This window comes from Paraburkholderia fungorum (assembly GCF_900099835.1).
In the GTDB taxonomy this organism is placed as follows: domain Bacteria; phylum Pseudomonadota; class Gammaproteobacteria; order Burkholderiales; family Burkholderiaceae; genus Paraburkholderia; species Paraburkholderia fungorum_A.
On sequence record NZ_FNKP01000001.1, the window covers coordinates 478,080 to 501,464 of the forward strand.

The 23,385-nt window shown below is 61.5% G+C and carries 20 protein-coding genes; 11 read left to right on the top strand and 9 right to left on the bottom strand.

The features are described 5' to 3' along the window. Nucleotides 1–229 precede the first annotated feature (229 nt). Both BLS41_RS02160 and BLS41_RS02165 read right to left on the bottom strand, forming a co-directional pair. On the bottom strand, nt 230–1,249 hold the full coding sequence (locus tag BLS41_RS02160; RefSeq protein WP_074762734.1) for an ABC transporter substrate-binding protein: 1,020 nt from the start codon (nt 1,247–1,249) through the stop codon (nt 230–232). Nucleotides 1,250–1,362: 113 nt separating this feature from the next. Further along, nucleotides 1,363–2,415: a LacI family DNA-binding transcriptional regulator gene (locus tag BLS41_RS02165; RefSeq protein WP_074762735.1), complete on the bottom strand. Its 1,053-nt coding sequence runs from the start codon at nt 2,413–2,415 to the stop codon at nt 1,363–1,365. A gap of 337 nt (nt 2,416–2,752) precedes the next feature. Between BLS41_RS02165 and BLS41_RS02170 the strand changes: the two genes are divergently transcribed. Next, nucleotides 2,753–3,736, top strand: a complete 984-nt coding sequence (locus tag BLS41_RS02170) for an aldose 1-epimerase (protein WP_074766225.1) — start codon at nt 2,753–2,755, stop codon at nt 3,734–3,736. Between the two features lie 83 nt (nt 3,737–3,819). On the opposite strand, the gene BLS41_RS02175 is transcribed toward BLS41_RS02170, so the two are convergent. After that, nucleotides 3,820–4,617, bottom strand: coding sequence for an endonuclease/exonuclease/phosphatase family protein (locus BLS41_RS02175; RefSeq protein ID WP_074762736.1), 798 nt, complete (start codon nt 4,615–4,617; stop codon nt 3,820–3,822). Nucleotides 4,618–4,707: 90 nt separating this feature from the next. Continuing rightward, the gene (locus BLS41_RS02180; protein ID WP_074762737.1) at nt 4,708–5,253 is read right to left on the bottom strand and encodes a hypothetical protein; all 546 of its coding nucleotides are present in this window, start codon (nt 5,251–5,253) and stop codon (nt 4,708–4,710) included. Between the two features lie 305 nt (nt 5,254–5,558). Here BLS41_RS02180 and BLS41_RS02185 point away from each other — a divergent pair, with 305 nt between their 5' ends. The 4 genes from BLS41_RS02185 to BLS41_RS02200 all read left to right on the top strand — a co-directional run bounded on the left by BLS41_RS02185 (nt 5,559) and on the right by BLS41_RS02200 (nt 9,486). Beyond that, nucleotides 5,559–6,536, top strand: a complete 978-nt coding sequence (locus tag BLS41_RS02185) for an AAA family ATPase (RefSeq protein ID WP_074762738.1) — start codon at nt 5,559–5,561, stop codon at nt 6,534–6,536. Between the two features lie 267 nt (nt 6,537–6,803). After that, entirely contained in the window at nt 6,804–7,238 is a 435-nt protein-coding gene (locus BLS41_RS02190; RefSeq protein ID WP_074762739.1) for a DUF4148 domain-containing protein, read from the top strand. 373 nt (nt 7,239–7,611) lie between these two features. After that, on the top strand, nt 7,612–8,718 hold the full coding sequence (locus tag BLS41_RS02195) for an NAD(P)/FAD-dependent oxidoreductase (protein WP_074762740.1): 1,107 nt from the start codon (nt 7,612–7,614) through the stop codon (nt 8,716–8,718). 456 nt (nt 8,719–9,174) lie between these two features. After that, nucleotides 9,175–9,486 carry a high-potential iron-sulfur protein gene (locus tag BLS41_RS02200; RefSeq protein WP_074762741.1) on the top strand — a complete coding sequence of 104 codons (312 nt, stop codon included), beginning with the start codon at nt 9,175–9,177 and terminating at the stop codon, nt 9,484–9,486. Between the two features lie 457 nt (nt 9,487–9,943). Here BLS41_RS02200 and BLS41_RS02205 read toward each other — a convergent pair whose 3' ends face one another. Together BLS41_RS02205 and BLS41_RS02210 are read right to left on the bottom strand one after the other, a co-directional pair. Beyond that, nucleotides 9,944–11,470 carry an amidase gene (locus BLS41_RS02205; RefSeq protein WP_074762742.1) on the bottom strand — a complete coding sequence of 509 codons (1,527 nt, stop codon included), beginning with the start codon at nt 11,468–11,470 and terminating at the stop codon, nt 9,944–9,946. Between the two features lie 259 nt (nt 11,471–11,729). Next, nucleotides 11,730–12,428 carry a dienelactone hydrolase family protein gene (locus BLS41_RS02210; RefSeq protein WP_074762743.1) on the bottom strand — a complete coding sequence of 233 codons (699 nt, stop codon included), beginning with the start codon at nt 12,426–12,428 and terminating at the stop codon, nt 11,730–11,732. Nucleotides 12,429–12,713: 285 nt separating this feature from the next. On the opposite strand from BLS41_RS02210, the gene BLS41_RS02215 reads away from it, so the two are divergent. From BLS41_RS02215 to BLS41_RS02225, 3 genes are all read left to right on the top strand, one after another. Further along, nucleotides 12,714–13,817 (top strand): NAD(P)H-dependent flavin oxidoreductase, encoded by a 1,104-nt coding sequence (locus BLS41_RS02215; RefSeq protein WP_074762744.1) that lies wholly within the window; start codon nt 12,714–12,716, stop codon nt 13,815–13,817. Nucleotides 13,818–14,308: 491 nt separating this feature from the next. Next, on the top strand, nt 14,309–15,454 hold the full coding sequence (locus BLS41_RS02220) for a branched-chain amino acid ABC transporter substrate-binding protein (RefSeq protein ID WP_074762745.1): 1,146 nt from the start codon (nt 14,309–14,311) through the stop codon (nt 15,452–15,454). 141 nt (nt 15,455–15,595) lie between these two features. Then, entirely contained in the window at nt 15,596–16,612 is a 1,017-nt protein-coding gene (locus BLS41_RS02225; RefSeq protein WP_074762746.1) for a cupin-like domain-containing protein, read from the top strand. A gap of 136 nt (nt 16,613–16,748) precedes the next feature. On the opposite strand, the gene BLS41_RS02230 is transcribed toward BLS41_RS02225, so the two are convergent. Both BLS41_RS02230 and BLS41_RS02235 read right to left on the bottom strand, forming a co-directional pair. After that, nucleotides 16,749–18,266, bottom strand: coding sequence for a collagen-like triple helix repeat-containing protein (locus BLS41_RS02230; protein ID WP_074762747.1), 1,518 nt, complete (start codon nt 18,264–18,266; stop codon nt 16,749–16,751). A gap of 258 nt (nt 18,267–18,524) precedes the next feature. After that, on the bottom strand, nt 18,525–19,736 hold the full coding sequence (locus BLS41_RS02235; protein WP_074762748.1) for an MFS transporter: 1,212 nt from the start codon (nt 19,734–19,736) through the stop codon (nt 18,525–18,527). Nucleotides 19,737–19,939: 203 nt separating this feature from the next. Here BLS41_RS02235 and BLS41_RS02240 point away from each other — a divergent pair, with 203 nt between their 5' ends. The 3 genes from BLS41_RS02240 (at nt 19,940) to BLS41_RS02250 (ending at nt 22,816) form a co-directional block, all read left to right on the top strand. Beyond that, nucleotides 19,940–20,602, top strand: a complete 663-nt coding sequence (locus BLS41_RS02240; protein WP_074762749.1) for a HugZ family pyridoxamine 5'-phosphate oxidase — start codon at nt 19,940–19,942, stop codon at nt 20,600–20,602. Nucleotides 20,603–20,998: 396 nt separating this feature from the next. After that, nucleotides 20,999–21,304: an H-NS histone family protein gene (locus BLS41_RS02245; protein WP_074762750.1), complete on the top strand. Its 306-nt coding sequence runs from the start codon at nt 20,999–21,001 to the stop codon at nt 21,302–21,304. Between the two features lie 282 nt (nt 21,305–21,586). Beyond that, nucleotides 21,587–22,816, top strand: coding sequence for a cation diffusion facilitator family transporter (locus BLS41_RS02250; RefSeq protein WP_074762751.1), 1,230 nt, complete (start codon nt 21,587–21,589; stop codon nt 22,814–22,816). 74 nt (nt 22,817–22,890) lie between these two features. On the opposite strand, the gene BLS41_RS02255 is transcribed toward BLS41_RS02250, so the two are convergent. Then, entirely contained in the window at nt 22,891–23,349 is a 459-nt protein-coding gene (locus BLS41_RS02255; RefSeq protein ID WP_012431468.1) for an Lrp/AsnC family transcriptional regulator, read from the bottom strand. Between the last annotated feature and the right edge of the window lie 36 nt (nt 23,350–23,385).

The following is a 23,385-nucleotide window of genomic DNA, read 5'->3' on the forward strand; positions in this document are numbered from 1 at the left end:
GCACGGGCAAATTGCCGTGCACGTCCGGACTCGATGCAGGGGCGTCTCAGATCGTCGTCGGATCGTGAGTCGGATCATGTTACGCCGCATAAAAGCGAAGCGACGGTCCGTGCAATCACGGGCGCGTCGCTTCGAACCCTTCCCGTCACCCGCTTCCCGAGGAGACGGTTGTCAAAGCGGGTGACTTTCCTGCTGCAACGCTTCTCTACAGCTGATCGTGGCTAGTCGATCAATAGCCGTACTGCATGTTCTGCTGGACGTTGTCCTTGTCGTAGAACTTGTCGGACACCTTGACCCACGTCGGGATCTTTTCACCCTTCGCATAACGCTGGGCGACGTCGCAGGCGAGCGGGCCGAAGAACGGGCTCGACTGCACGCTCGCGCCGAGTTCGCCGGCGGCGATGGCGTCCATGCCGCCCTTGGTGCCGTCGATCGTCACGACCTGGATGTCCTTGCCCGGCTGCTTGCCCGCAGCCTTGATCGCGGCGATCGCACCGAGCGCCATTTCGTCGTTATGTGCGTAGACCGCGGTCACGTCCGGGTGTGCCTGCAACAGCGTTTCCATCACCTGACGACCCTTGTCGCGTGCGAAGTCGCCGCTTTGCGAAGCGATGATCGTCATGCCGGGATTCTTCGCGACGACTTCGTCGAAGCCCTTCTTGCGATCGTTCGCCGCCGACGCGCCGGTCGTGCCTTCCAGTTCGATGATCTTCGCCTTGCCGCCGGTCGCTTTCACGAGCCAGTCGGCTGCGCGATGGCCCTGATCGATGAAGTCCGAGCCGATGAACGTGATGTAGTCGCGGCCCGCCTTCGCCACCGACTGATCGACGTCACGGTCGACCAGGATCACCGGAATGCCGGCCTTCTTGGCTTGCAGAACGATCGGTGCGAGCGGCTTTTCTTCGCGCGGCGGGAACACCAGCAGATCGACGTGCTGCGCGATCATGCTCTGGATGTCCGAGACCTGTTTGGAGTTTGAGCCGTTGGCGTCGGTCATCACGACCTGCCAGCCGCACTTCGCGGCGACGTCCTTGAACGACTTGGTTTCCGCGAGACGCCACGGGTTGTTGCTTTCGGTCTGCGCGAAGCCGACCTTCAGCGGGGTCTTGGTCGCCAGTTTGGGCAATCCGTCGTCGGCGTGCGCGGTGGCGACGCCGAGACCGATTGCGAGTGCCAGCAGCGAACCTGCCAGCGGACGAATCTGATGCTTGCGCGCGAGTTTGCGCGACTGCGTATTGAGCGACGCCATGTCTTCCTCCAGTACCTGGTGAGGTAGGTGTGTATTTGCTTTTTGTGTTTCTTTGCCGGCCGCGTTTTCTGCTGACCGGACGTGCCGATTATTCCACCCGGAATTATTATCGGTCAATCACTAATAATATTAATTATTGGCTTTTTTGCCTCGGTAATTACCCTGACCGACGCGCGTTCGACCAGCGGACCATCGAGCTTGACCATCCGGTGACGCACCGGCGCACCGGCCGACCGGTTGTGTTCTTCCTGCAGCAGGGTTTCGACGGCCCAGCGCCCCAGTTCATAGTTCGGGAGCACGACGGTCGATAGCGGCGGGTGCGTGTGACGGGCGATTTCCTGGTCGTCGTAACCGAGCACCGACACGTCTTCGGGCACGCGCAAGCCGAGTTGCTTCAGCGCTTCGATTGCGCCGATCGCGGTCAGGTCGTTCGCGCAGAAAATCGCGGTGGGCGGGTTGGCTTCGCGCATCAGCGAGAGCGTCAGTTCGAAGCCGAGGCCGGAACTCCAGTCGCCGTCGCGCACGAGTTCCGGTGCGTAAGGCAGGTCGGCGGTGGCGAGCGCGGTGCGATAGCCTTTGAGACGATCTTTCGACGCATCCTGCCAGGGTTCGCCGTTGATAAACCCGATCCGTCGATGCCCCGATTGCAGCAGGTAATCGGTCGCGAGATGACCGCCCGCAGCCTCCGCCGGAACGACCGACGAAAACCCGCCGTCGCCCGTGTAGCAGTTCAGCAGCACGGTCGGAATCTGCGACAGCGCGGCGGGCGGCGTCACCTTGCGCGTGTAGACCGTCGCGTAGATCACGCCGAACACGTGCGGATTCGCGAGCACCGTGTCGAGCACCTGCTTCTCGATGTCGGCGTTGCCGTGCGTCGAGTAGACCGCCAGCATTTTGCCGGCCGCATAAGCGGCGTCGCGTGCACCGTCGGCATTTACCACGGGATGCGGGCTGGTGGAAATTTCATCGGCGAGATAGACGATCAGATTGCGTTCGTCGGTCGATGTCGCGACCGGTTCGCGCAGCGACAGCCGGTAGCCGAGATCGTGCGCGGCCTTCAGCACCTTGTTGCGGGTGGCCTCGGAGAACTTCGCGCCGGTCGCGTTGTTCAGGACCAGCGAGACAGTGGATTGCGACACGCCAGTGAGTTTGGCGATGTCGGTCATGGTCGGACGGCGTTGAGTCGATTTTTTCATTGTGCGGGCCGCGCGGTAGCGGCGCAAAAGCGGGAGCATGCCGTAGGCATCGTGATGGTGACGGTACCACTAATAATATGCGCGCGGCAACGCGCGCTAACCCGCCATTTGGGACTTTTCTGCACACGTGGATAGGCCCGGTAAGACAAATTTATTACTAATAATATTGACCAATGTGCTTTGGCGTGCGATTCTCGGTCGCGCGGACTTCGAAGGTCCGTCGGCTGCGCGCTGTGTGCGGCACGCAAAAGGAGACACCGATGCGCGTATTTGCCGCCATCCGCCCGAGGCCACGCCTCTTCTGACCATGCGCGACGTTTCCTTGAATTCAATTCAACCGATTGCCACCGACCTCGCGTGGCTCGACGATCCCGTGATTGCAGCCGGGCTCGTCACGCTGAAGGCCGGCGCGTTGCGGGCCGTGCTCGCTCCCGAAGTGGGCGGCGCGCTCGCGGCTTTTTACGAAGTCACACCCGATGGTCCGCTGCACTGGCTGCGGCCCGCCGCACCGGAAGCATTCGCCGAGCGCGATCCGCTGAAGATGGCGAGTTTTCCGCTGTTCCCGTATTGCAACCGGATTCGCGACGCGCGTTTCGAGTTCGACGGCGCGACTATCGACCTGAGCGGCAACGACCTGCGTTTCGCGCATGCGCTGCATGGGAACGCGTGGAGGCATCCGTGGCAGGTGGGCGCGCGCACGGAGCGCGCGGTGGAGCTGCATTTCGAGCACGAGCCGGACGTGCGCGAGCCGGGCGACTGGCCGTTCCGTTACCGGGCGCAGCAGCGCATCGAGTTGCGTGACGGGGCGCTGGTTATCACGATGTCCGCGCAGAACCTGGCTGAAGGGCCTATGCCGTTTGGGATGGGGCATCACCCGTACTATCCGCGCACCGCGCAGACGCGAGTGCATGCGAACGTGCAGGCGATGTGGCATGCCGACGCCGACGTGCTGCCGACGCATCTCGGTCCGCATCCCGCAGTCGACGCGTTGCGCGAAGGCATGTCCGCCGACGCATTCAACCTCGACAACAATTTCGCCAACTGGACGCGCGAGGCGGTGATTGCGTGGCCCGACGAACACCGTCAACTGACGATGACCGCCGATGCGCCGTTCGATCACATGGTGGTATTCGCGCCGGCCAACGATCCGCAACTGTGCGTGGAGCCGGTGACGAACACGACGGATTCATTCAACACGGCGGGTCAGCGGGAACAGGTGGGCGGCTGTGTGTTGCAGCCGGGCGAGGAGATTGCCGCGACCTTGAAGTGGACACCGCAGCGGGCGGCGTAGTCGAGCGGTTTTTGTCGCTCGTTTGACAAGAAAAAGAGGCGGCCTGTGAAACTGGCCGCCTCTTTGCATTTAAAAGCCCTCGCTCACTCCACCCGCAAGCGCGCCATATAGGGCAAATGATCCGACAGCCACGCGGTTTCCTGCGTCGGCTGGATCCACTCGACGGGCTGCATGCCGCGCACGAACATCTTGTCGAGCGCGAGCGCCGGTGAAAACGCCGGGAACGTGCGGCCCGATTCGCCCAGCAACGTCGCCACTTCCTGCAAACCGTGCTCGCGAAACAGCGGCACCGAATCGTTGCGCCAGTCGTTGAAATCGCCGGCCAGCACGAGCGGTCCTTCCGGCGCTTCCTTTTCGATCCAGTTGGCGATCCAGTGCATTTGCCGCAAACGTGCCGGGCGTGTGAGCGCGAGGTGCGCGCACAACAGCGTGACCGAATGACCGCCGAACGTCGCGCGCGCGACCAGCAAACCACGCTTCTCGAAGCGATGCGCGGAGATGTCCCAACGTCCGCCGAGATCGAGCGGATGCGGCGACAAAATGGCATTGCCATGCCGCCACGACGGTTTGAACACGTTCGGTCCGAGCGCGACTTCGAGTTCCAGCGCGCGGGCAATTTCCGTGGCCTGGCAGTGCCAGACATCGTTCAACGGATCGCCGATGGGCGCGCCGAAACTGCTGGCCAGCACCGGCGACGGCATGCGCCGCGCCATCGCTTCCTGCAGGAAATAGGCGTCGGCGTGAGTCGACTGGACCCAGCGCTGCATCGCCTGCCACGCCTGAAAACCTAATGGTGTACGGCCTTTGTGCAGGTTCCAGCTCACCGCGACGAAATCGTTCGGCGCAAGGTTCTCGCGGATCAATTCTTCTGGGTTTCGCATGCCGCGTTATCCACGTGTTCTGTTTTGAGGGCTTGATTTACGCGCGCCTGGTCAGCCTCGTAGTGACCGGTTCGGCGCGCGGCGTTCATGTCACTTTGCATTGCTGTTGCCGTTGCTGCCGTTGTTGCCATTGCCGGCGGCGTTGCTGCTGCTGTCGGCGAGATTCGCACGCACGCGATAGACCAGGTTCGGATTCTTGTCGACAATCGTCCAGCTTGCCCACTGCCCCGGCGCCACCATCAAGCCAGGGTGACTCGCGTTCACCTGACGCGGCTGCGGCGGCAACTTGCAGCCGGTGTCGGTTTGCTGCGCGGTGCTGTCTTCGAGCGTTTCCTGTGCGTCGATTGAAAGCATCACTTCGTTCGCGTCGGCCCGCAGCGGCGACACCGTCAACGTGCGCGACAGATCGATGCTGCCGCCCGGCTGATCCTTACAGCCGACGTTATGCTGCACGACCTTGTGATGCGTATCCGTACGCGCCTGGCCGACGGTGGTGGTGCCGTCGAACGCGTCGATCTGCTGACCGTCGCGCATCACCTGCAACTGCCATTGCACGACCTGCGGCTCCGGCCGTTGTTGCGCGTTTGCAAGCAACGAAGTGCCGAGCAGCACGGCCACGATACTGGTTTTCCACATAGAAGGAATCTCCGGTCACTGCGCCGGCCCGAGGCGTCAAAGGGCCATCTTACCCCTGATGGGGACAACGATTTTCTGACACGTCAAACGGGGCCGGGTTCAGCAACAATCCATTTCAGATAAGGACACTTCCGGGCGAAAACAACCTGGCGCGCGCAGGGAAGCGGGCAGTCGTCATGGTCGCGCCGTTAGCAGCAGAGCCATGAGACTGCTGGCTTGCAAGGGAATATGTCGTCGATACACTGGACTTGAAACGGTGCCCATCAAGCGCCGCCACAAGCAGGACCAGCCAGACGGGGTAAGCGATGACAACAGCAATGGTCAAACAGGAAATCGCCGTGGCGTCTTTCAGCCGTGTGTACGACCTCGATCAGGTCGAAACCGCGCTGAACGATCTGGGCGAGGGCGCGAACGACGCACTCCGCGCAACCTACGAGAAGATGCTGAAAACCGGCAACCTGCGCTTTTGCGTGAAGCCGAACCGGATGCCGTCGATCGACGATCTGATCGACGCGCTGCCGAATTTTTCAGCGCCGCTCGACGACATCCGCAAGCAGGTCGCGCTGTGTCTCGAAACCGAAGACCGGCTCGAACTGATGCCGATCCTGCTGCTCGGCGATCCCGGCATCGGCAAGACGCATTTCGCCAAGCAACTGGCGCGTCTTCTCGGCACCGCTTACCAGTACGTGGCAATGAGTTCGCTGACGGCCGGCTGGATTCTGTCCGGCGCGTCGTCGCAATGGAAAAACGCGAAGCCGGGCAAGGTGTTCGATGCGCTCGTGAACGGCAGTTACGCGAACCCCGTGATTGCCGTCGATGAAATCGACAAGGCGACCGGCGACTCGCAATACGATCCGCTCGGCGCGCTGTACGCGCTGCTGGAACATGACACGGCGCAGACGTTCATCGACGAATTCGCGGAGATACCGATCAACGCGGGCAATGTGATCTGGATCGCGACGGCAAACGACGAGCGCTCGATCCCCGAGCCGATCCTGAACCGGATGAACGTGTACGAGATTCCGTCGCCGGACCGCGACGGCGCGCGGCGTATCGCGCAGGCGATCTACGACGAAATCCGCTCGGCGCATAACTGGGGTCTGCGTTTTCCCGAAACGCTCGGCGACGACGCGCTCGACGCGCTGATCAAGGCCTCGCCGCGAGAAATGCGTCGCGCAATGCTGAATGGATTTGGCTCGGCGCGGATCGCCGGACGCGACCAGATTGAATCTGGCGATATCCGCCTGGACTATGGAAATCGTCGAAAACCGATTGGTTTTTGAGGTTTTTTGCCCGTTTTTCGCAGAAAAGCCGCCTTCGGGCGGCTTTTTTTCGGCCGAAAACCGGCTATCTCTGCTGGAAGCTAAATGAATGCCACAGCAATTGTTGCTAATTTTGAGATACTAAGTTGAAATCAATCGGTCTAGTTTTTCGATAGTCGGGGAATACACTGAGCACCAACGAATGACGGCAAGCGCAACGAAGCGAAACGTCACTCCCGAATGCACAGAAAGCACAGAACCCGAATTCAACGACTATTGGAAACCATCATGAGAACCGCTTCCTTCGCTTTGCTTTTCTCCGCTGCTATCGCTGCACCGGCTTTCGCTAGCGGTTATGGTCCGGCCACGTCGTATCGCCCGGAAGTCGCGAGCTACACGCAACCGAGCGGCGTAACCCGCGCTGAGGTGAAGGCTGATGTGGTGCGCGCCCGCGCTGCCGGCGAACTGAATCAGAACCCGTACGCGCCGATTTCCGCCGACAGCGTTAGCGCCGCGCCCGGCAATGGTCCGAAGACGCGTGCGGAGGTCAAGGCCGAGTTGGCCCAAGCGCGCGCCAACGGTGAGTTGAACGTGAATCCGAATGCGCCGGCTTATGTGCAGGAGCTCGCGGTTGGCGGCTATTCGGTGCCGCGTGCTCAGGCGCGACCGCGGACGGTGGCGGCTGTTGCTGCGTCGAACCGAGTAGTGACGACGCAAAACTGAATCTGGAAGACCGGCCGTTCCAGCCTGATACGGTCTGTCCCGCCTCACGCCTGACACCTCAAGCCTGGCTCCGCGCACCGTCCCAAAAGCGGTACACGAAGAAACCGCCCAGGAAGCAAGCGTTAGCACTTTCGACGGCGTACACTGAATCAGTCCAACCGATGCGCGCCAGACGCGCCCAACATCGAATGCCCGCAGCCGTTCAGACTGCGGGCATTTCTGTCTGCGCGTCGTCGTACAATTTTGCGCAGCGGTTGTGCAAGGGCAGGTGCGTGTGGCATCGAGCAGTTTGCAATATTCGAGCGTCGCATCCTGTCTTCTTCTTATTGGCTGAACGAGGCAGCGCGCGGTGAAGTTAGCCGCGTCAAGGGACATGGATCAAATCGAATGTGTTGTGATCGGCGCAGGCGTGGTCGGTCTCGCCGTGGCGCGCGCGCTGGCGGCGCGGGGACGCGAAGTGATCGTGCTGGAAGCCGCCGAGGCGATCGGCGTCGGCACCAGTTCGCGCAATAGCGAAGTCATCCACGCGGGCATCTACTATCCGCGCGGCTCGCTGAAGGCGGCGCTCTGCGTGCGCGGCCGCGAAATGCTCTACGACTACTGCGTCGAGCACAACGTACCGCATTCGCGGTGCGGCAAGCTGCTGGTCGCCACCTCGCGTAATCAGATTCCTCAGCTCGAAAGCATCATGGGCAAAGGGCGCGACAACGGCGTGCTCGACCTGATGCGAATCACCGGCGACCAGGCGCAGGAACTCGAACCCGAACTCGAGTGCGTCGAAGCGGTGTTCTCGCCGCAGACCGGCATTGTCGACAGTCACCAGTTCATGCTGGCGCTTCAGGGCGATGCCGAGCGCGACGGCGCAGTGTGCGCGTTTCACGCGCCGGTCGAAGCGATCGAAGCGAGTAACGGGCGCTTCATCATCGAGGTTGGCGGCGATGCGCCGACAACGATCAGCGCCGCGTGCGTGATCAACAGTGCCGGGTTGTACGCGAACAAGCTCGCGCGCAAGATTCGCGGGCTCGATGCGCGTCACGTGCCGCCGCTGTATCTGGCGCGCGGCAACTACTTCGGCATCTCGGGGCGAGCGCCTTTCAGCCGCCTGATTTATCCGATGCCGAACGAGGCCGGCCTGGGGGTGCATCTGACGATCGATCTCGGCGGCCAGGCGCGTTTCGGTCCCGATGTCGAATGGGTCGACGCGATTAATTACGATGTCGACCCGCATCGCGCGGACTCTTTTTATTCGGCGATTCGCGCGTACTGGCCCGCGCTGCCTGACAACGCGTTGCAGCCTGCGTATGCGGGTATTCGTCCGAAGCTTTCGGGGCCTGGCGAGCCGGCAGCCGATTTCGTGATTCAGGGACCGGCCGCGCATGGCGTGCGGGGGCTCGTCAATCTGTTCGGTATCGAGTCGCCGGGTTTGACTGCGTCGCTCGCGATTGCGCAACGGGTTTGCGAGTTGAGCGGACGGGCGTAGTTAATGCGCGATACGGCACGGGATCAAAGCGCGAGTTGAGCGGCTCGCGCCAGCCATTCCCGGTTTGGCGCTTACGCTCGCTCACCGCTCACCGCTCACCGCTCACCGCTCACCGCTCACCGCTCACCGCTCACCGCTCACCGCTTACCGCTTACCGCTTACCGCTTACCGCTTACCGCTTACCGCTCACCGTTCACCGTTCGCCACCCGCCACCCGCCACCCGCCACCCGCCACCCGCCACTCACGCTATCCCGCTCCGTACCCACCTCGCTATTCGCTTTCACTCTCGCAGACCACAAAACCGCCGGGCACCCACACTCGCCGCTTTCGCTCCGACTAACTACCAATTCGGTTATCTCCAGCATTTGGGCCGTCACGCGCGACGGCTTCATTGCTATCCTTGGGGACCGCTGTCGAAGAACGGCGATCGGTTCACTAAACAAAGCGAGTCCCCCATGAAATCATCCCGTCGTACGTTTCTGATTACGAGTATTGGTTTGGCATCCACGTTTGCGCTGTCGCGCCAGGCTTTCGCTGATGCTCCGAAGGTCGCCGAGACCGATCCGACCGCACAGGCGCTCGGCTACAAGGCAGACGCGAGCAAGGTCGACAAGGCGAAATTCGCCAAATACGCAGCCGGCCAGGACTGCGGCAACTGCAGCTTCTACCAGGCGAAAGCCACCGACCCCTACGGCAATTGCCCGATGTTCGCGGGCAAGCAGGTCGCGAGCAAGGGTTGGTGCAGCGCATACAACAAGAAGAGCTGATCGGCGGTTCGAGCGGCGTCGCTTGCCGCGGGTATCGTGCCGCTCGCGTGTGCATCGGACAGCGGCGGGTCGCCCCTCATGCCGGCGCGGGCTCTTCGTCTTCAAACCATCCCGTGGACGTGTGCCGCGTGCGACGCACCCTGGGTGCACGCCCGGCACTCGATTCTGAAGGCGTTATCCGCCGCACGCGGACGACGCCTTTTGTCGCTTGAAAACCGAGTGTGCGCGACGCTCGGCGAGTTCTTCAGAAGTCATGGCCGGGAAGTGTGGTGCGGACTCGCATCGACTCATCGCGCTCATGGTGACGAATGACGGACTCGTCCGCTATCTGTCGACTTTCGCGGTCAAGCAACCGAAGCCGCCTGTATTCCGTGCCACAGATCACGTCGATCCCGATACGCAGCGCAAGCCTGCGTGAGCGATTGCATCGTGTGAATCGTTCACGCCGACTCGACCACTAACTCCGCGCCTTCATCAACGGAGGACGTTTGTCGAACCACGGACGCGCGGCTTCGAGTTGCGCCGCGAGCCGTAACAACGTTGCCTCTCCACCAATGCGCGCCGCGAACTGCACCCCGACCGGCAACCCACGCGCATTCCAGTAAAGCGGCACCGACATCGCCGGCTGGCCGCTCAGATTGAACACCTCCGTGCAGCCCGCCCACGCAAACGCCTTGTTCGACGCTTCGGTGAGCAGCTTTTTCATCAGCGCTTCGAGCGGCATCGCGGTCACGGCGCGCATCTGCATGCGTTCCGCCGACGTGGGTTGCATCTCGCCAATCTTGATCGGCGCCGACGCGAGCGTCGCACACAGCACGACGTCGAACCGGTTCAGCAGATCGCTCAGATGGTCTGTAATTCGACGCTGTTCTTCGAGCGCGGCGGGCAGTCCGCGCTCGCCGAGTTTGCGTCCGACATGCGCCATCGCCCAGGTCGAGATTTCGAATTCACTGCGCTGCGGTTTGTGTCCGGTGATGCGCTCGGCGTTCAGCACGAGGTCTTCCGCCGTGACCGACCACAGCGTCAAAAACGCATGACGTACCGCCGCAAAATCGATACCGAGCGACACCGGCTCGATGTTATGGCCGAGCGAACTCGCGAGTTGCGCGGCGTCTTCGAGCGCGGCGCGCGAGTCTGCGGATAACGACGGCGCGAGCATCGCGTCGGTCACGTACGCGATGTTCAGCGGTTTGCAAGGCTCGCGGCTCGCGCCGAGAAAAGTACCGGGCGCGCCGAGCGGACGATCAGCATTGCCCGCAAGGAGATCGAGCAGCAACGCGCTGTCGCGCACACTGCGCGAGATCGCATGATCGATGCCGAGGTCGCCCGCGCCTGGCGGCGTTGCGCGCGGCACGCGTCCACGGGATGGTTTGAGGCCGAACAGTCCGCAGCACGACGCCGGAATGCGGATCGAACCGCCGCCGTCGGATGCGTGCGCGAGCGGCACGATACCCGCGGCAACGGCTGCCGCAGCGCCGCCGCTCGAACCGCCCGGCGTATGGTCCAGATTCCATGGATTGCGGCACGCGCCAAACAGTTCGGGCTCCGTATAAGGCATCTGGCCGAGTTCGGGCGTGCTGGTCTTGCCGAAGATATTCAACCCCGCTGCTTTGGCCAGCGCGACCACGGGCGCATCTTCGGCGGGAACGAAATGGCGGTAGTGACGGCTACCCATCGACATGCGCAGTCCCGCGACGGGAGCGCCGAGATCCTTGATCAGATAGGGCACGCCGGCGAGCGCGCTTTGCGTGATCGTGCTATCAGCAGCATGCTCGCCGTTCGAACGAGCCGTGCGATTCGCGTCGTCGCGTGACGCCCGTTGACGGGCTGCGTCGTAGTCTTTCAGCACAATCGCGTTGATCGCGGGATTGACGGCTTCAGTGCGCGAAATCGCGATGTCGATCAATTCGCGTGCGCTGGCCTGGCGGGTTCGCACGAGTTCGGCGAGGCCGATGGCATCATGGGCGAGATAGTCTGATTGCACGGCGGATGGGCCCTCGTTATCGAGTTTGTCGAGTGTTGGATCAGCCGCTTTTTCCTGCGCGCGATGGGTTGGCCTGAGTCGTTTTCACGTCGCCATATTCGACTGCCGCGCATGGAAAAAGACGGCGTGCCGTGTTGCCGGCACACCGTCTTCGAGAGACTACCCGAGATAGGCGCGAGTGAGTGATTCGCGCATTCGATTCGCGCGTTCGATTGGCGCGGATCAAAGCGCCATTCAAACGCGTCAATTCAACCGCGAATTACATACGCTCGCCGAGGAAAGTCAGTGTACGGCCATGCGCCAATGCGGCGGCGCGCTGGTTATACGACGCGCGGTCCGAGCAATTGAAACCGTGATCGGCGTTCGGATAAATGTTGAACTCGACATCGGTGCGGCCTGCGAAGCGTTCCTGAATCTGACCGACGTCCGACACGGGAATATGCGCGTCGAGTTCACCGTAGTGGAACTGCATCGGCACCTTGATGTTCGGCACCAGATCGAGCTGGTTCTGGATGCCGCCGCCGTAATAAGCGACCGCGCCGTCGACCGAACCTTGCGCCGCCGCCAGATACGCGAGCCGTCCGCCGAAGCAGTAGCCGATGGCCGCGACCTTGCCCGTCACTTCCGGCATCGCGCGCAATGCGGCGGCGGCGGAGCCGATATCGGCGACGGCTTCATCGACCTTGAGCTTTTGCATCAGTTCGATGCCCTTGTCGCGATCCGCGCCGTTGTACGTCAATTCGACGCGCGGCTGCACGCGCCAGAACACGTCCGGCGCGAGCGCAATGTAGCCGTCTTGCGCGTATTGATCGGCGACCGAACGGATGTGGCTGTTCACGCCGAAGATTTCCTGAATGATGATGACGGCCGGTCCCTTGCCGCCTTTAGGCAGCGCCAGGTAGCCGCCGAAACTGTCGTCGCCGGCGGGGATGTCGATCCATCGGGAAGTCGTGCTCATACTGTTCTCCATAGCCCGCACGATGCCGCGCGGAGTCGGTCTTGATGAAACGCCGGAGGCCGGAATGCCTGAAGCGGGCGCTTAGTTTGCCATCAAAAGAACGGCCTTGCAGTGGCCCCGGAAGCGCGCTGAAACGCAGCGTGGGCGTGCCTTTTGCCGATACGAATCTCGTAAGGCGATTGAAACGTTCTCGATAATTCATTTCTCTGCCGAGGGGCGTCTCGGTAGAGTCGGGAATAGTGGCGCGTGCTGATTGCGCGCGTATTAACCGGATAGGAGCGATTCATGAGCGAAGGCAATTTTGTGACGCCGTTTGCCGAGCGTTTTCAGATGCGGGTTCCCGTAATACAGGCGCCGATGGCGGGCGGCGCGACCACGCCGGCGATGGTGGCCGCCGCGTCGAACGCGGGCGGCTTCGGTTTTCTGGCGGGCGCGGCGCTGTCGCCCGAGAAAATTGCGAGCGAAGTCGCGGCGATTCGCGCGCTGACGGATCGCCCGTTCGGCGTGAATCTGTTCGTGCTCGATCCGGCCTCGCCCGATGAAGCGACCGTGCGCGGCGCGCTCGAAGCGATCGATCCGTTGCGCGCCGATCTCGGCTTGCCGCCGGGTCAGCCGCTCGAACGCTACGCGCCGGATTTCCGCGCGCAACTGGAGATGCTGATCGAATTGCGCGTGCCGGTGGCGAGCTTCACATTCGGTCTGCTTTCCGCCGATGACGTCGCCCGCCTGCATGCCAACGGTCTATATGTAATAGGCACCGCGACGCACGTTGCCGAAGGCCTCGCCTGGCGCGACGCGGGCGCCGATGCGATCGTCGCGCAGGGCGCGGAAGCGGGCGGCCATCGCGGCACGTTTATCGGCGCATTCGAAGACGCGCTGATCGGGACCATGACGCTCGTGCCGCAACTCGTCGACGCAACGGATCTGCCGGTGCTGGCTGCGGGCGGCATCATGGACGGCCGGGGCATCGTCGCGGCGCTGTCGCTGGGCGCGCAGGCGGCGGTCATCGGCACGGCGTTTCTCACCTGCGAAGAGAGCGCTATCCCGCAGGCATGGAAAACCCGGGTGCGTAATATGTCCGACACGTCGACCACGGTCACCCGCGCGATCACGGGCCGTCATGCACGCGGTATCCGTAATCCGTTGATGCAACGTCTGAGCGAAGCTGCTGAAAAGACCGCGCCGTATCCGGTGCAGAACGCGTTGACGCAGGAACTGCGTCAAACTGCTGGCCGCGCGCAAAACAGCGACTACCTCTCGTTATGGTCGGGCCAGGGCGCGCCATTGGGTCGCGCGCGCCGCGAAGCTTTGAGTGCCGCCGAATTGATGGCCCAACTCGAACAGGAATGGCTTGCGGCAACGGCCAGAATTGCCGCGTTCAAACGTTGATTTCGCATGACTCGGGCGCGTCGCGCGGCTGCGTGCGGTGCGCCTCATTTTTAAGCACGAAAGCGTTTCGAATCATGAGTCGTTTAACCCGTGTTTAACCCATGTTTTGGCCGTCTTTAACCGTCTTTAAAGCCAGGTTCAACCCTCCAGAAAAGCATGTCAACGTGCTGTCAGAGGAATTCCTCACATAGCGGAAACCCGCATGGGCTGGTGCTTTCCAGCCTTTTCTCCTGACCGGCGCGAGCCACTGTTGGATAAACGCTATTAGTGTTCATCCCACTTTCTCAAAAAAGCCCCACAAATTAATTTGATCACCTACACTTGCGCGCAAGTACGGTTTGCCGCCTGCCACAAACAGCCCGGCAGATTTACTGGCCAAGTGCATGAACGATGCAACCGGCGTGATCGTCCACGGGACTGAGCGACACGTGTTGGGGAAGCGGGGGCACAGGGCGATTACGTTGTTTTTGGGACCGAAACTGGAGACTTACATGAACATCAAGATTCAAAAGCTGTTGCCGATCAGCGCTGCGGCGATGCTCTTCGCAACGTTGGCAACATCGGCAGCAGCCGACACGGTCGTCAAGATCGGTCACGTTGCGCCGTTGACCGGCGGTATCGCTCACCTGGGTAAAGACAACGAAAACGGCGCGCGCCTGGCAGTTGAGGAAATCAACGCCAAGGGCCTGACGATCGGTGGCCAGAAAATCACGCTGCAACTCGATCCGCAAGACGATGCAGCCGACCCGCGCACGGCAACTCAGGTCGCGCAGAAACTGGTCGACGATAAGGTCGTCGCAGTGGTCGGTCACCTGAACTCGGGCACGTCGATTCCGGCTTCGAAGATCTATAGCGATGCAGGCATCGTGCAGATCTCGCCGTCGGCAACGAACCCGGCCTACACGCAGCAAGGTTTCAAGACGACGTACCGCGTCGTCGCGACCGATGCGCAACAAGGTCCGGCACTGGCTAACTACGCAGCGAAGGGTCTGAAAGTGAAGAGCGTCGCGATCGTCGACGACTCGACCGCTTACGGCCAGGGTCTCGCGAACGAATTCGAAAAGACCGCCAAGTCGCTGGGCCTGAACGTGATGTCGCATGACGCGACGAACGACAAGGCTGTCGACTTCCGCGCGATTCTGACGAAGATCAAGGGCGAAAACCCGGACGCGATCATGTACGGCGGCATGGACGCTACCGGCGGCCCGTTCGCGAAGCAAGCCAAGCAGCTTGGCCTGCGCGCGAAGGTGCTGGCAGGTGACGGCGTCTGTACCGACAAGCTGTCGGATCTGGCTGGCGACGCAACCGACAACATCGTCTGCTCGGAAGCCGGTATGGCGCTCGAGAAGATGGCTGGCGGCCCGGCGTTCCTCGCCAAGTATCAGAAGCGTTTCGGTCAGCCGATCCAGATTTACGCACCGTTCACGTATGACGCTGTGTACATCATCGTCGACGCTATGAAGCGTGCAAACTCGACCGATCCGGCGAAGATTCTCGCAGCCATGCCGGCAACGGACTACAAGGGTGTGATCGGCGAAACCACGTTCGACTCGAAGGGCGACCTTCAGCACGGCGTGATCTCGCTGTACAACTACAAGGCAGGCAAGAAGACGCTGCTCGACGTAGTGAAGATGTAAATTTTGTTTAGTCGAAGGCGGCAATCTGGCTGCTTTCGATTAACGGATTAAAAAGGCACGCGCGCTGAAAAGCCCGCGTGCCTTTTCTTTTGTGCGCGCGCAGACGAGACTGTCGGCTCGAACAAACGCGAGGGGAATGCAGTGACCACGATCACCCGTTCAATCGACGACGAATGGCGGCGCTGGATCGCCGAAAATCTGCTGCTGGACGCAGCGCCGCCCGCATTGCATGGCGCGCTGGTCAGCCACGGTTTCGATCCGGCCGAGGCCACGCGGGAAATCGAGGCGGTACTCGCGAGTCCTTATTTTCACGGTGCGACACGTTTGCGCAATCGTTTGCGAAAGCGCGAATGGATTTTGTCGGTGTATGGCGAGTTGAGCCGGATGCGTGCGTCGGGCGGCATGATCGAACGTCGCGAACGACTGTCGCGCGATGAGTTTTTTGAGCAGTACTACTTCCAGAACCGGCCGGTGATTATCACCGGCGCATTCGATTTCTGGCCGGCACGTACGCGGTGGAATTTCGACTATTTGCGCGAGCGTTGCGGCGATTGCGAAGTCGAGGTGCAATTCGGCCGCGAGTCGGATGCGAATTACGAAATCAATCAGCCGCAACACAAGCGGATGATGCGCTTCGCCGATTATGTCGATCTCGTTGCGCACAGCGCTCCGACTAACGACTTCTACATGACAGCGAATAACACGTCGCACAATCGCGCGGCGTTGGCGGCATTGTGGACGGACGTGCCGGTCATTACCGAATATCTCGATAAGGATTCGCCCGACACCGGTTTCTTCTGGATGGGGCCGCCGGGAACCCGAACGCCGTTTCACCACGATCTGACCAATAACTTCATGGCGCAGGTGATCGGCCGCAAACGGATCAAACTCGTGCCTTTATCGGACACCGCGCATATGGCGAATCATCTGCACTGTTATTCGCAGGTGGACGGCGCGGCGATCGACTACGAACGTTTTCCGTCGATGCGAAATGCGCAGTTGGTCGAATGCACGCTGTCGCCAGGCGAATTGCTGTTTCTGCCGATTGGCTGGTGGCATTACGTCGAAGGGCTGGAAGCGTCCGTCACGATGACGTACACCAATTTTCTGCGCAGTAACGACTTCTCGCGCCGCTACGACACCTATCACGAACTATGAAGCGTGCGTGAAAGCGCGAATCGTTTAGCCGCTTTAAAACTCTCAACAAAAAAAAGGCGAGCCGGTTGCCCGGCTCGCCGCTCCCCTATAGCGCTTGTTAATGCCGCGCCTTTATTTGCCGTCGTTATACAAAGCGTTATTTCTTCGTCGTCAGATTGGTGAGACCGCCGAGCAGGCCGCCGCCGGAGGTCGTGCCGCTGGTGCCGCCAGTACCGCTCGTCGTCGCGAGGGCGCCGGTCAGCGTGCCCGTGACGGTGGTCAGCAAGCCGGTGATCGGCGCGAGCGGATTGGCGGCCGTGCTGCCGCTGCCGGTTCCCGTGGCCGAGCCGAGTGCGCCGGTCAGTGAAGACACCGCCGATGTCACCGGTGCCAGCGGATTGCTGCTGCCGCCGGCCGCGCCGCTCAATGCGCCGGTGACCGTGCCCAGCACGTTGGTGAGCGGTGCGAGCGGACTACTGCCCGACGTGCCGCCGCCAAGGCTGGTCAGACTGCCGGTCAACGTGGTGACCACGCCGGTGATCGGCGCGAGCGGGCCACCGGACGTGCCGCCGCCCGACAGGCCGCCGCTCAACGTGCCGGGCAACGCGGTGAGGATGCTGGTCAGCGGTGCAAGCGGATTACCCGATGTGCCGCCGCTGCCGCCCGGATTCAGCAGACCCGTCAGACCGCTGAGCGGACTCGTGCCTGCCGTGCCGCCGGAGGTCAGCAGAGCGCCGGCTGACGTCACCGTGTCGCCGAGTTTGGTCACTACGTTGCCGAGGTTCTGGCCGATCGCGTTGTTGGTGGCGCTGCCGAGCTTGCTGCCGGCGCTGTCGAGGCCATGGCCGATGGTCGACAGCAGGCCGTTCAGCGGCGAGCCGAGACCGGTCGTGTCGCCGACGGTTTGGGTCGTTTGCGCGAGTGTGGCCGTGATCGGCGTGATGGCGGTGCTGAGTGTCTGCGTGACTTGCTGGATCGGGCCGGTCGTCAGTTGTGAGGTGAGTTGCGTGCCCACGCCGCTGACGGTGGTGCCGAGTGTCGAGACGACGGTGCCGAGCGGCGTGGTCAGCGGGCTGAGCGCCGCCGTCGGGCCGCTGCCGAGACTGGTCACGAGCTGGCCGGCGCTGTTCACGGCCTTGCCTGCATCGTTGACGAGATTGCCGCTGCTCGCGAGCGTCGTGCCGAGCGGATCGCTGGAGTTGCCGAGCTGGCCGAGGCCGTTGGCCGCGCCGGTGCCGAGCGCGGTGACGCCGTTACCGAGATTCGATACGACGCTGCCGAGTGCGGTGGTGGTCGCCTGATTCGCGCCGGGGATCGCGGTGAGACCGATCTGGTTGCCGATCGCGGACACGGTCTGACCCGTCGCGGTGACGACGTTGCCGGTGTTTTGAACGACCACGCCGATTGGGTTGGCGCTGGTTGGGGTTGGCGTTGGCGTTGGCGTTGGTGTCGGTGTGGGTGTCGGCGTTGGCGTCGGTGTCGGTGTCGGTGTCGGTGTCGGTGTTGGCGTGGGAGTCGGAGTCGGCGTAGCCGTCCCACCGCCCGTACCCGTCCCACCGCCCGCACCCGAGCTGCTTCCCACGCCAGGTTTCGTCAGCGTGCTTCCGCACCCTGTCAGGACGATCATCGACGTCACGCATAAGGCGATCGCCGTCAGTTTGAATGTGCGCTGCATGGTCTGCTCCCCGTAATCTGAAGATTGTTGGGGTAGCTAACTGCAAGGCCTATGCCATTTGTGTTTTCAGCGAAATCGCGCGCCACAAACCATATAAATCAACGGGTTGTGGGGAGGTGGGCACGGCGGGGAAGGCAGGAATACAGCGATGTGTCGGGGGAACACATCCGCGTGCCGCCCATGCGTAACGTAACGTAAGGCGGCACGTCTTCATAAGCAGGAGAGGCGAAGCGGATCAAGCGTCGCCGTGTCCTGTCGTCAGATTTTCAGGCGACGCAGCACCCTGGGACCCACCATCGCAATCGCCGCGGAACAGACCGCGACGACCGACAGGCCAATCGTCAGATTGGTCAACTGCGTCACCGCGCCGATGATCACCGGCCCCAACAACAGCCCGAAGTACGCGAGCCCCGCGACGTGCGCGAGGCCTTCTGCCGCGTGGACGCCTTTCACATTCGCCGCCGCCGCGAACAGCACCGGCATCATGTTCGCGAGCCCGAGTCCGAGCAGCGCGAAACCCACGAGCGCCGCGACCGGATTAGGCAGCAGCAGCGCGTCGACCATGCCCGCGCAGGCGAGCGTGGCGCTCATCATCACCAGTTGCGGGGCGCCGAAACGGGCGCGCACGGCGTCGCCGGCGAACCGCGCGGCCGCCATGCCGCCCGAGAACGCCGCATATGCCGCACTGGCCATCGCGGGCGTGGCCAGCACGACGTCGCGCATATAGACCGTGGCCCAGTCGTACATTGCGCCTTCCGCGATCAGGGCGACGAGCGCCATCGTGCCGAGCGCCCACAAGGCCGGCGAGCGCCAGCGGCTCGCGCGCGGCGTCGCGGAGTCGGGATGCTCGGCGTGCGGCACATGCGGCAAGACGGACGGACAAGCCGCCACCAGCACCAACGCGCTCACCGTGGCAGCCAGCGCGAGATGGACGGCGGGCGGCATGCCGCGCGACAGCAAGGCGCCGCCGACCGCCGCGCCGAACATCCCGCCCAGGCTGAACATGCCATGCAACGACGACATGATCGGCTTGCCCACGGCTTTTTCGACGGCGCTCGCTTCGGCGTTCATCGCGACGTCGAGCGTTGCCATGCCCGCACCGAACACGGCGAGCGTGACCAGCAGCATCCAGTACGCGGGCACGATCAGGATCAGCGCCGCGCAGACGGCCATCACCAGGCCGCCGGTCAGACAGGCGCGGCGTGTGCCGACCCGGGCAATCCAGGAAGCGTTCGTCACCATCGCGCCGATCGAGCCGCCGGCCACGGCGAGCAGCGCGAACGACAGCATTGCCGCGTTCAGATGGAAGCGGTCGCGCACTGTCGGCACGTGGACCCCCCACGACGCGTACATCATCCCCGCGATAAAAAACACCGCCATCGTGGCGAACCGGGCGCGCTGCCGCTCGGTGTCGGACAGGTCGCGGTGAGCGGCGGGTAAGGCGGCGATGTCGGAAGAGTGGTCGGGCACTGAGATCTCTGGAGGAATGTCGTCAGAAAGCGGGTTGAAAGCGGATTTCCGATTTTATCGAAGCGTGCTGTCTTATGCTTGGAAGGCCGGGGCCGATATGGGTGGCTATTGGGCTATTGGCGATCATCCGGCTCGAACGTGACAGACAGCGGACTTGCGCTGTCGGTTTTTGTGATCCGCTTCATCCATCGAGGTACGCGCACTTGAACATTCCTTCTCACGCACCGTTGAATCTGCTGCATACGGCCGCTGTCGGCACGCTCGCGACGCACGCGCGCCAGCCCGAAGGCTTTCCCTATCCGACCGTGCTGCCATTCGCACCCGACGCGCGGCATCGCCCGACCATTCTGGTGAGCCGGCTCGCCGAGCACACGCACAACCTGCATGCCGACCCGCGCGCCGGTTTTCTGGCCGTCGACGCTCCAGACGGTGATGTGCTGAGCAGCCAGCGCGTCACCTTGCTGGGCAGGTTCGAACCGGTCGATTCCACTCCCGAAGTCGTGCAACGCTATCTGCGTTATCACCCCGAAGCCGAGCGCTACCTCGTTCTCGGCGACTTTACGTTCTGGACGATGCGGGTCGAACGGCTGCGATATATCGGTGGATTCGGTGCAATGGGCTGGCTTGGCGGCGACGAACTCGACCCCTTGCCACCGCTTGCTCACGATGAAGAGAATGCGCTGATCGCGCAATTCGGCAATCAGGCAAACCGCACTGGCGGTTTTCAACTGTTCGGCGTGGATAGATATGGGATCGATCTGAAACAGAACGGCGCGCGTATCCGCTTTCCATTCGACGAACCTCGTCTCGATAATGAAACCTTGCATGCCACGCTAGAAGTTTGCATGCAGCGCTACGCGAATTAGATTGGTTGGGACATCCGAAAAAACACTTGATCGGCTATAAAGGCTTACGGCTGTGGGTCGCAATATGATCCGATAATTCATGTGAAAGTTCTCACGCCATGAAATGTTTCCGCGAAATGCTTACGTTAAATTTCATTTTTTGATAATTAATCCCATAAATACCACCGGCAACAGAGATTTTCAGCAGAGTATGAAATCAGCTATTTGAAAGGGAGTCTTCAGGTTCTGGGTGGAATGGAAAGTTTTTGAAACGAAGATAGATTAATTTTTCACGGACGCTTTTGCGGATTTTCTATTTTGTGTTAATCTCGCCATCAAATTCCGAGGCATGAACATCTTCAAAGGGCAAGCTGGCTTAAGACTGGCAGTCATTTATCCAAACAATCAAGGGCACCTATGTCTTCCTACAAGGAACTACTCGCTCAGCGCGAAAAGCTCGAAAAGCAGATCGAAGAAGCGAAGTCGCGTGAATACGCAGAAGTGTTGAATGAGATCAAGCAGAAAATGGCCGATTACGGCATTACGCTGGCTGAACTCGGTGGTGGCCGCGCAGCGAAAGGCGCTGTTAAAGCTGGTCGTCCGCGTGCAGGCGTCGCACCGAAGTATCGCGACCCGGAGAGCGGCAGCACATGGTCGGGCCGTGGCAAGCCGCCGCGTTGGATCGCAGGTCTTGATCGCGAAAGTTTCCTGATCGAGAAGTAAAGTCTGACGGTATTAGCTAGGCTTCAGGTAATACATAGGGTGTCAATCGGCTGCGCTTAACGCGCGCTGTCGGAGTCTAAGAAAAACCGCGTACCGCTCAGGGCGCGGTTTTTTTATTGCGCCGACAAATCGCATTTTGTCGCAAGTACTTCAGGTAACTGGAACACGAATACTTTTCGTTTCGATAAGCGGATGATTTAAAAGGATTTTTTAAGGCCTTTCGAGTGTGGGTCGAAGCCCGCCGGGTAGAATGAAGCAATTGAACTTTTACCGGTTTCCCAGATGCTTTCCGCCACTGCCGCCCAATCTGCCGAGAAACATCACGTTGCGCGCAAAAGCACTTTTGCGAGTATCGCGCTCAACACGGTTCTGATGGCGTTACAAATCGTCGTTGGAACGTTTGCGCACTCACAGGCATTGATTGCCGATGGCGTCCATTCTCTTGCCGATCTGATTTCCGATTTTGTCGTGCTGATTGCCAATCGCCATAGCGGCGCAAAGCCCGACGCCGATCACAATTACGGACACAGCCGTTATGAAACAGTCGCTTCGCTATTTTTAGGCGCTTTGCTGATTGCGGTCGGCGTCGGTATGTTATGGCGCGCTGGAACGCGTTTGGCCGATTTGCAAAGTATTCCGGCGGTTCATATCAGCGCGGCTGTCGTCGCGGTACTGGTTCTGATTTCCAAAGAGAGTCTGTTTCGCTACATGTTGCGTGAAGCGCAACGCGTGCGTTCGGCCATGCTGATTGCAAATGCGTGGCATGCGCGCTCTGATGCGGCGTCATCGCTCGTGGTCGCGATTGGGATTATCGGCAGCATGGCGGGCGTGCGTCTGCTTGATCCGATTGCCGCGGCGATTGTGGGATTTATGGTCGCGCGCATGGGTTGGATGTTCGGCTGGGACGCATTGCAGGATCTCTCCGACCGCGCACTCGACGAAGCCGCCACCGCCGACATGCGCGCGCTATTGCTCGCGACGCCTGGCGTGCGCGGTCTGCACGAAATGCGAACTCGCAAAACAGGAGATTTCGCGCTGGTCGACGCGCATATTCTGGTTGATCCGCTGATCTCGGTATCGGAAGGGCATTACATCGCCGAGTTGGCGCGCTTGCGCGTGCTGACCGACAACCGGGTGCTCGACGCGCTGATTCACGTCGACCCGGAGAACGATGCAATAGCGCGTCCGCCGGTCGATTTGCCGCCTCGCGAGCGGGTGGTCGCGGAAGTCAATGCTGCGTTAGCCGCGAGCGGTGTGCAGGCTGCGTCGGTGAATATTCACTACCTGAGCAGCGGACTCGATGTGGAGGTGGTGTTGCCGGCGTCTTTCCGGGCTTCGGATGGTGGCGCGCAAAACGTGACGTCGATGGTTGATCTGGACGCGCTCAAGCGACGTCTGGGCGTCCGAAGGTTGAGCGTGTTGCAGGAACTGGATGTATCCGCGCCGGAAAGCTCTCAAGCCAGGAAAGCGTGGCCTGCTGGAAAAGCCGTCGGCCCCATAAAGACCGCATAGCCGTTGGTATCCATATCGCTCGCCCAATTCCCAAACGGCCTGACCATTAACGCGACGCGTACCGCCTCACACTCTCAAAGCGGCAACTGCGTATCAAACTTGATTTCGCGCAGCACGACGCTCGTACGAACCTGCGCGACGGCGGGAATCTTGAAGATGCGTTCGTGCAGAAAGCTGTCGTACGCCTTGATGTCCGGCGCGACGATTTTGAGGATGTAATCCGACTCGCCGGTCGTGCTGTAGCACTCGGTCACTTCGGGGCAGGTGGCAATCTCCCGCTCGAACTGTTCGACGCCGCCTTCGGTGTGCCGCGTGAGATGAATATGCGCGAGTGCGCAGACGTGCAGCCCCAGTTTTTCACGATCGAGCAGCGCCGTGTAGCGCTGGATCACCCCCGACTGTTCCATGTCCTTGATGCGCCGCCAGCAGGGAGTGCTCGACAGGCCGACCTGGTCGGAAATTTCTTGCACCGATCGGCGTGCGTCGAGCTGCAAAAGGCGCAGGATTTTTTGTGAGAACGTATCGAGTGTCAACTGCGCCTCCGTTTGCGTCGCCGTATCAACGCATGG